The sequence below is a fragment of the Paenibacillus koleovorans NBRC 103111 genome (genome assembly GCF_004000845.1).
In the GTDB taxonomy this organism is placed as follows: Bacteria; Bacillota; Bacilli; order Paenibacillales; family NBRC-103111; genus Paenibacillus_AA; species Paenibacillus_AA koleovorans.
In genome coordinates this window covers 1-8,423 of sequence record NZ_BIMA01000190.1, presented here as the reverse complement: position 1 = coordinate 8,423, position 8,423 = coordinate 1, and the positions used below count along the sequence as shown (strand labels likewise).

Annotated in this window: 7 protein-coding genes; 5 read left to right on the top strand and 2 right to left on the bottom strand. The window is 60.2% G+C overall.

The window, feature by feature from the left end; translation table 11 throughout:
• On the top strand, positions 1-217 hold a 217-nt coding region (locus PKO02S_RS32985; protein ID WP_218033976.1), incomplete at its 5' end, for a hypothetical protein.
• Positions 218-1,076: 859 nt separating this feature from the next.
• On the opposite strand, the gene PKO02S_RS31055 is transcribed toward PKO02S_RS32985, so the two are convergent.
• Positions 1,077-2,645 (bottom strand): glycoside hydrolase family 26 protein, encoded by a 1,569-nt coding sequence (locus PKO02S_RS31055; RefSeq protein WP_164821807.1) that lies wholly within the window; start codon positions 2,643-2,645, stop codon positions 1,077-1,079.
• 162 nt (positions 2,646-2,807) lie between these two features.
• A complete protein-coding gene (locus tag PKO02S_RS32680; protein WP_164821806.1) occupies positions 2,808-3,248 on the bottom strand; it encodes a hypothetical protein in 441 nt (146 codons plus the stop codon).
• 12 nt (positions 3,249-3,260) lie between these two features.
• On the opposite strand from PKO02S_RS32680, the gene PKO02S_RS31050 reads away from it, so the two are divergent.
• The 4 genes from PKO02S_RS31050 to PKO02S_RS31035 all read left to right on the top strand — a co-directional run bounded on the left by PKO02S_RS31050 (position 3,261) and on the right by PKO02S_RS31035 (position 8,071).
• Positions 3,261-4,247: a PDZ domain-containing protein gene (locus PKO02S_RS31050; protein WP_164821805.1), complete on the top strand. Its 987-nt coding sequence runs from the start codon at positions 3,261-3,263 to the stop codon at positions 4,245-4,247.
• Between the two features lie 200 nt (positions 4,248-4,447).
• Positions 4,448-7,048, top strand: a complete 2,601-nt coding sequence (locus tag PKO02S_RS31045) for an ATP-binding protein (protein ID WP_127589007.1) — start codon at positions 4,448-4,450, stop codon at positions 7,046-7,048.
• Positions 7,049-7,061: 13 nt separating this feature from the next.
• Positions 7,062-7,700, top strand: coding sequence for a chemotaxis protein CheX (locus PKO02S_RS31040; protein ID WP_164821804.1), 639 nt, complete (start codon positions 7,062-7,064; stop codon positions 7,698-7,700).
• A gap of 5 nt (positions 7,701-7,705) precedes the next feature.
• Positions 7,706-8,071, top strand: coding sequence for a response regulator (locus PKO02S_RS31035; RefSeq protein WP_127589003.1), 366 nt, complete (start codon positions 7,706-7,708; stop codon positions 8,069-8,071).
• The last annotated feature ends 352 nt before the right edge of the window (positions 8,072-8,423 follow it).

The window sequence follows — 8,423 nt, the reverse complement described above, 5'->3', positions numbered from 1 at the left end:
CGGCGATTTCCGAAGGGGGCAGACGGAAACGGCTCTGCAAGTGGGCAAATTCGGACTACGAACCTCTTCCCGCCAAGCAACCGTCACGGAGCCCGAAAAAGTCGGACTGCGTCAGTGGGGCGGGGAAGCGATAGGGCTGCAAAGCCGGGTTACTGGCTGGACCCAAGAGTGTCGTGCGCCGAAATGGGGATTGAGGTCGGGAGTTAATAGTGAATAATGGAATTATTATGCTGTTATTGGCAGAGTGAGGTCGGGAGTTACTGGTAGGGGCAGAAAGTGTCGTGCGGAAACTGGAGATTGAGGTCGGGGGTTACTGGTAGGAGCTGAGAGTGACGTGTGGGAAACTGGTGATTGAGGTCGGGGGTTACTGGTAGAGGCTGAAAGTATCGTGCGGAAACTGGAGATTGAGGGCAGAATGAGGTCGGGAGTTACTGGTAGGGGCAGAAAGTGTCGTGCGGAAACTGGAGATTGAGGCCGGGGGTTACTGGTAGAGGTTGAAAGTGTCGTGCGGAAACTGGAGATTGAGGTCAGGAGTTACTGGTAGGGGCAGAAAGTGTCGTGCGGAAACTGGAGATTGAGGTCGGGAGTAACGGTAGATGCAACCCCTGCCGGTCGCCCTTTAAGTAACCATGCTTGTTCTCTCCAAAAATCCGACTGATTTTCATTATCCATGGTGCCGACTCGCGGCATCGGTGTCTGGAGTCCGACTTTTTCGGACTGTATGGCGTGAGCGAGTCCCGATCCGCGCCGTAGTCCGATTTCCCCCCGTTGCAGAGCCATTTCCACGCATCCCCTCTCGAAAACGCCGCTCCAATTCGGCAAACTCGGACTAGGGAGCTGATCCGGACCACGAGCGGCCTTGCAGACCGACTTGTTCGGACTGCATCCAGAGGTGACTTAGCGTTCGGCGCTCTTGGGTTGCATCTACTGTTACGCTTGGCTCTCCATTCCCACATTCCAGCACGACAATCCGGGTCCCGCTAGGATCCTCTCCAGCAAGAAATCGTCCCTAGGTTACTCTCGGCAGGCAATCAAAGACCTGATCGGTGAACTCCTGATCAGGTCTTTCTTGAATGCTAAGGGCGAGAGCTGATCGAAACTGGCTCCATGTTCATGTTGTAAGCGACGGTGTACCAGGGTTTGGAGGCTGTCTCCGGGCGGATCTCGACGGCCATCTCCCAAGGCGCCTCATAGCTGACGCCGAGCAGGCGGTCGCCTTGATACAGCGCGATGGCGAACGGCGCCTCGCCTTTCGGATTCTCGAGCTTCGGGTAGATCATAACGCTTTGGCTGCCGGGCGGAATGGAGGCGCCGGCCAGCTTTTTATACGGATTGGGCATCGGGTCTTTGCCGTGCTCCACCTTGCTCAAGTACAAATCCGAGCGCGCCATCCGGCGATATATCCCGTCCATGTACATATTCTCGCCGATATCGTAGACGAACTCCGCATTCGTCCGCTGGGCTTGCGCGCGGCTAAAGTTGAAGTACGTGATCCCCTTTACCTGCGGGAACATACGCGGCAGCAGGCCGTACATGTAAGCCAGCTGCGTCTCGCCCCAGGTAGGGTAGGCGGTGTTGGTAGGCAAATGCGTATGGGCGATAGCTCCCTCGGCAATCATGATCGGTTTGTGGCTGTACCGGTCGTACAGCGGCGCGAACGTGTCGATCACGCTGCCGAACAGCTGCTCCTTGCCGTTCGTGTACGGCGAGTTGTAGAGCGAGAAGCCGACCCAGTCGACGTACTCGTCACCCGGGTAGTAGTCGTCGATCGTGTCCGGCGGCCAGAAGTTCGGCGACCATACCATCGCTACGTTCGGCGCCTCTTGCTCCATAATGTCGTGGATGAGGCGGAACTTCTCGATGAACTTCTTGGGCTCGTCGTACCAAGGCACCCAAGAACCGTTCATCTCGGACGCGTAGCGGAGGAACACGGGCAGGCCGGCTTCCTTGGCCTCGCGGGCGAAACGGCGGACGTATTCATCGTCCTTCACATCGTCCAGCCCGTAGCGGGGCTCCCAGCCGATCTGGATGGCGCCGTCGAGCGCTTTGATCCGCTCCGCCGTCCGCGTCGGGAAATACGTATTCGTATCGGTCTGCACTTTGCGCCAGCCGACATAGGCTAAGTAAATCGCATGCTTTTTGCCGTAGACGGATTCGACCTTGGTGACGTCGTACCCGACTCGCCGATCCGCGCCCAGCATGCCGAGATAGACACCCGAAGCAGGCTCGTGTTTGGCGAGCGTCCGGTGAGTCGACGAGGTCTTGGCTGCGGCGCCGCCGGTCTTCGCAGGAGCCGCTGCAGGGGACTGCAAATACAGGTCGAATGTCCCGACCGGTACATCGTTTAGTCCGGATGCGTAGATGCCTGCCGATGCGGCCGGCAATCCGAGCTCGTAGGCGTCAAGCCGCTTCTGGTAGTTGGCGGCGACGTCCGGTTGCCCGGCCTGCTGCGCGATCGAAGCGCGCTCGTGCCAGAAGGCGAGCAGATCGAGCTGGTGCGGGGGAGGGGCGACCTCGTTGTCGACCGCTTTTTCCGGCAGCAGCTGTTCCTCGTTAGGGGTGTATAGGATGAATCCGACAAGCGCGAGCGCCGCAATGAATATGATCATCGGGGAGCCCAAGGTTCGTCCGGTCTTCCAACGCATCGGCAAGTTCCTTTCACAAGGGGAAATTGATTCCATTATAGCGCATTTGTCGAGAAAGCGGTTGCGAAATTAGGAAAATAAGCCTACTTCCGATACAATGGAAATGGAAATCATTACATCGGAGCCAGTAAGGGAGTGTTGAGGGTGGATCGTGGGCAGCGGCTATACATAGTGGGCATGGCGTTGGCGATCGGGCTGCTGCTGCTCGGGGAGCTGATCTGGCTGCCCGATCCGCTGCCGCAGCGGTTCGGCGCCGACGGCGAGCTGTTCTGGATCGACGCTATCGATACGGCGGCGTACGCCCTGCTCCTCGTGCCGCTCGCCTGGATCGGCGGCGCGACGCTCGGCATCGCCGCGGCGCTGGGCGCATGGCGCCGCGGCGATCGCACGGCAGGCGCCACGCGCGTAGCGCTCGGCGCCCTGGCGGCCAAAGCGGCGATCATCGCCGCTTCGGCCGGGGTGCTCGGCGCGCTCGCGATGCAGCCGCGCCGCCTGGTGTGGGCCGCGTGCCTGCTCGGCGCGGCCTGGGTGCTGGCGGCGCTCGACATGGCGCGCGCCGAATGGGTGCAGCGGCGCCGCGAGCACGCGCAGCCGCGCCGCCATTGGCGGGCTGCGGTGCCCCGCCGCAGCCTCGCCCTCACGGCCGCCAGCGCGCTGCTGCTGCTGGCGCTGGCGATGCCTACGTCGTACATGGTGACGTACCCGGGCATCACAATCAACATGAGCCGCTACGCACAGGTCGAGGGTGGTACCGCCCACGCGCCGATGACAGGCGTGCTCGTCTTCGAGCGGCCGGCGTTCCCGGCGGACTGGCTGTTCGCCCGGCTGTTCCCGCACTACGAGTTCGAGCCGAAGGCGTCGCTCGGGATGTCGCTCGGCGCCTACGACACGCTCGTGCGCGACATGAAGGCGGAGGCCGATTCGCTCGCGAGCGCCGTCGCCTTCCGCCAGGTCGGGCTAGGCAGCGGAGCGACCGTGCACGGCGTCAAGGTGACGAGCGTCCAGGCGGACGGGCCGGCGCACGAAAGCCTGAAGCCCGGCGACGTCATCCTCGAGGCGAATGGCCGCGAGATCGGCGACGCCGGGTCGCTGACCGCCCTTATGAAGGGCGTGCGTCCCGGCGAGTCCGTAGCGGTCGGTTTAAGGCGGGACGGGCAGCGGATAACCGTGCGGAGCGGCACGAAGCCGCATCCGGACAACCCTGCCCAAGCGGCGTTCGGCATTACGATCGAGAACGCGCTGGAGCTCGATTTGCCCCGGCCGGTCGGCTTCCGCGATTATTTGGCGCATGAGGGCGGGCCTTCGCACGGGGCGATGCTGACGCTTGCGCTGATCGACCAGCTGACGCCGGGCGGCATTTCTAACGGTAATCGCATCGCAGGCACAGGCACGATAGAGCCGGACGGCTCCATCGGCCGCATCGGCGGCATAGAGCAGAAAGCCTACACGATCGAACGCACCGGCGTCGACGTCTTTTTCGTACCCAATGGACAGGAGACCGATGCGAGAAAAGGTTCGACGACATTGAACATCGTGCCGGTCCGCACCATTCAGGACGTCCTGCAATGGCTCCAAGCCCACCCGAAGCAAGCGCAGCGTTAGAGCGAATAACACGCGCTTGTTTTTTTGCGCGGATCGAGGTTGTGGCCGAATAGGAAAATGTCGAATGCAGGACAAAAGAAGCAGGTTTTTTCGGCACCTTCGCCGAATATAATCCTTTCCAGAGTCTGGTATTCGTTGGATGCCGGACTCGCCAGATTTATTGCGCGATCCATCACGGATCACGAATCCCGGGGGGCAACATGAACACTCGCGTGCACAAACGCCGTTCTTTTATGAAGGAGCTGCTGATATGGATCGGGCTTCTGGTCGTTTTGCCGCTCTTCGGGCTGTTTCAATATTTCAACATGCACACGTTCTCCGGGCTCAAGGCGATCGAGCGGGAGAAGGCGATTCAGAGCAACCGGGCCGCCAAACTGTCCATTGAAGCGCTCGGGGAGTCCATTCTCGGAGTGACGATTACGAACGGCTACTGGGAGGCGAACCGCCAAGCGGTGCTCAAAAGGGATTTCACCTGGCTGAAGAAGAATATCGGAGATATGCCGGATGTGGTGCCGAATGTGGAGTTTGTCGCGGAGACCGATATGCAAGGCAATGTGCTGGTCCAATCCGGAGATGTAGCGGAATTTGACGGGAAGCTTCAATACTTGTTCCTGCTCGATCGGATCCGGGAGGAAGAGAGCTTCTCAGGATTGCTCCGCACATCGAAGGGCATGGCGCTGGTGGCCGTGTCCCAAGTTACGGGGGACTCCGGAGAGTTCGAGCCGGCGGGACTGCTCATCACGGGGCGTTTCTTGAACGCCGACATGCTGCAGTCGCTTGAGCATACGCTGCAGACGAGTTTGGCCGTCCTGACGACGAACGGGCAATTTCTCTCCTCTACGAACGATGTGAAGGAGGAGTCGCTGCATCCGTACATGCAAGAGCTCCTGGCGAAGCCGGAAGGCGAGGAGCTCGAGGAGCGGTTCACCTTCGAGCGGCTGAACGATTACTATATGGCGGAGGTCGATGCCCCGCTCCATGACATGAACGGGGACACCATCGGCGTTGTGCATACGCAAGTGGAATCGGTTTCCGCTACGCAAATTGTAGACAGCTTCCGATCGCTTGCCGTTTTCCGGCTTGTGGCAATCACGGTGCTGCTCGCGCTGGTCGTATTGCTGCTGCGGTATCGCATCTTGCTGCCGCTGCGCCATTTTACGGCGTCGCTCGCCGAGGTGGCGGCCGGTCGTTCGATCGACTCGATCCCCAAGCATGTGCTGCAAGCGGAGGCCGAGATTGTGAGGGCCATTCAGCAAATCGCGCAATGGAATCATACGCTGGAGGCGACGGTGCGGCGAAGGACGTCTTCCATCCGCAGCCTGCTGGACAATGCGAATCAGGGCTTCCTGTCGGTTGGCGCGGATTTGCTAGTCAGGGAGGAATACAGCGTGGAGTGTACACGTATTTTTCCTGAGGCTGGGGTGCTGACCGGTTTAGCTTTGCCCAACTTGCTCTATCCGACGCCAAACGATTCCAAGGACCGCGAGCTGCTGACCAGCATTTTGAATGAATATTTTATGGAGTCGGACGCCGCCAAGCGGGAGCTGATCTTGTCCTTGCTGCCGGAAGAGGTGACGATTGGCGGGAAAGTGCTGCAAATCGAGGCCAAGCCGATGAACGCTGATCAAGCTGAGGATATGCAGGATGTGCAGGATATGCAGGAAGGCGATAGCCTGATGGTCATGCTGACGGACATTACGGAGAAAAGGCGGCTCGAAGCGCTCATGGAAGCCGAGCAAGCGTCCACCCGAATGCTCGCCCAGGCGGTTATGCATGCAGATGATCTGGCCGACGTCGTGCGGGATTTCGAGCGGTTCGCGCAGACGGAAGTGGCGGAGACGCTTGCGGACGACGGGGAGACGCCGGTGGAAAAGGCGCTGTCCCTGTACAAAGCGGTACATACATTCAAGGGCAGCTTCGGCTTCCTCCGCTTCGGCGCGATGGTCGCCATGCTGCATGAGCTGGAGTCGGGGCTGCAGGAGCTGCTGAGTCGATCCGGCGGGTTTACGGCCGAGCAATTGGCCGCCTACATGGAATCGCAGCCGCTGCTGCTCTGGCTTCAAGAGGAGGAGGCCGTCCTTCAACGTATGCTGGGGGACTCTTTCGAAGGACTTGGCGCACGCCAGTCCGTGAAAGTGTCGCTTCAGCAATGGAGACGGCTGGAGCAGTGGGCGGGCGAGCAGGCGCAGACGGAAAGCGACCGCATGTTGCTGGCGGAGTTGCGTGCGATGCGGAACAAGCCCGTGCAGTCGCTGCTTAAGCAGTATCCGCCTTACCTGGAGGAGCTCGCGGAGCGCCGCGGCTTGCGGGTGCATCCGGTCGTCGTGCGCGGCGGCGAGCTTCCGGTCGATACCGAGCGATATTATCCGTTCGCGAAGTCGCTCGTTCACGTGGTCCGCAACATCGCGATCCACGGCATCGAGCCGGAGGCGGAGCGAGTGGCGGCGGGCAAAGACCCGTACGGTCGAGTCACGATCGAAGCGACTCACTCGGGGGGCTGTCTTCGCATCGAGATTGCCGACGACGGGCGCGGCATCGATGCGGATATATTGCGGCGGAAGGCCGCCTCGATGCCGAACAGCGATGTTGCCGCGATCCTCGCCATGAGCGACGAAGAGGCCGTCCAGCTCATTTTCCGCGAGCAATTCTCCACGGCGCGGCGCGTGACTGAGTGGGCGGGACGGGGCATCGGGCTGTCGGCTGTGAAAGAAGAGGTCGAGCGGCTGGGCGGTACGATCCGCGTGACGACGGAGCGGGGACATGGAACGCGATTTGAGTTTATTTTGCCGGATGAGGGCTGAGGGAGGGATCGGGATGAGCGACATGGAGTTCCAGCCGGAACAAGGGCACGGGAAAGAGTCAGGCCACAAGCAAGGCCAAGGGCAGGATCAGGTTCAAGGTCAAGATCAGGATCAGGATCAGGATCTGGGGCAGGAGCAGGAGCGTCAATGGTTCGAGAGCCTGCTGCGCTCGGCGGAGCGGTATTTGCAGCAGCTCGGCTTACCAGGCTTGAGCCGTTTGGACCCGACGGCCACGGACGGCAAACACCGGCTTGAGGATATAACGGCATTCATCCAAGTCGGCAAGGCGCTGGAGGGCGGCATTGTGCTGACGATTGAGGAGAGGCTGGCTCGCAGCATAGCGAAGCTGTTCATGCTCGAACCGATCACGGACGCACAGGCGGCGCAATATGCGGTCGAGGTTATCGCGGAGGCCGCGAACATCTTGACTGGCAACGCACTTGCCGAACGGGAGCACAGCGATATTTGCCTCGGGAACCCGCTCATGATCTTGACCCGCCGGGCCGAGATTCGGGCCAAGAGCCGTCGGCTGCTGTGCCAGGCTTACGAGGCGGACGAAGGGCGATTCCGGGTGATCTACATCCCGATGGAGCACAAGGCGGAGCTGGCCAGCATCCTTGCCGTGCAATTGGACGAACGGACGGAGGCATAGCGACAATGGCGAAAATCATGATAGTGGACGACTCGGCGGTCATGCGCAAAAATATACGGACGGCGCTCGAGCGCGGGGGCCATGAGATCGTGGCGGAAGCTTCGGACGGCCGGGAAGTGATCCCGGTGTACATTAACCATAAGCCGGACATCGTAACGATGGACATCAGCATGTCGAGCGTGAACGGGATCGAGGCGCTGCAGCAATTGCTCAAGACTTTTCCGCAGGCGAAGGTGGTCATGATTTCTGCGGTGGGCCACAAGCAGCAGGTGCTGGAGGCGATCAAGCTGGGAGCGAAGTCGTACGTAGTGAAGCCTTTCGAAGCGACGAAGCTGCTGGAGATTGTCGGGAAAGTGCTGCTGTCTCCTTGATGGAGCATTGAGGAGCGGCTTTGGGCTGTGACGTGACGTCGGTGCGTGGTGCCGGCGTTATTTTTGTTTGGAAGGGGATTTGCGCTATGTTCGACCAATCCCCCGGGTCAAATAACGATATGGCAACTTATGGCATCCCTCTATTTTGCCCGAACCCCTCGTTTTGAGAAAAATAGCGATACTCCATCTACGGCATATCGCTATTTGCCCCTAAACATGGGGATCCATGGGGATCCGGGCGCCGGGGAGCGACCCGATTTTACCATACATCGAGTCCAGTCGATTGTTTCAGCCGTCAAAGTAGACCAATTTTACCCTACATCGAGTTCAGCAGGCCGTTTTAGCCACCAAG

What these genes read in the sequence shown, in the direction of transcription:
- PKO02S_RS31055 (WP_164821807.1), bottom strand. Translation starts at nt 2,645, where the DNA reads ATGCGTTGGAAGACCGGACGAACCTTGGGCTCCCCGATGATCATATTC.
- PKO02S_RS32680 (WP_164821806.1), bottom strand. Translation starts at nt 3,248, where the DNA reads ATGGCGGCGCGGCTGCGCGTGCTCGCGGCGCCGCTGCACCCATTCGGC.
- PKO02S_RS31045 (WP_127589007.1), top strand. Translation starts at nt 4,448, where the DNA reads ATGAACACTCGCGTGCACAAACGCCGTTCTTTTATGAAGGAGCTGCTG.
- PKO02S_RS31040 (WP_164821804.1), top strand. Translation starts at nt 7,062, where the DNA reads ATGAGCGACATGGAGTTCCAGCCGGAACAAGGGCACGGGAAAGAGTCA.
- PKO02S_RS31035 (WP_127589003.1), top strand. Translation starts at nt 7,706, where the DNA reads ATGGCGAAAATCATGATAGTGGACGACTCGGCGGTCATGCGCAAAAAT.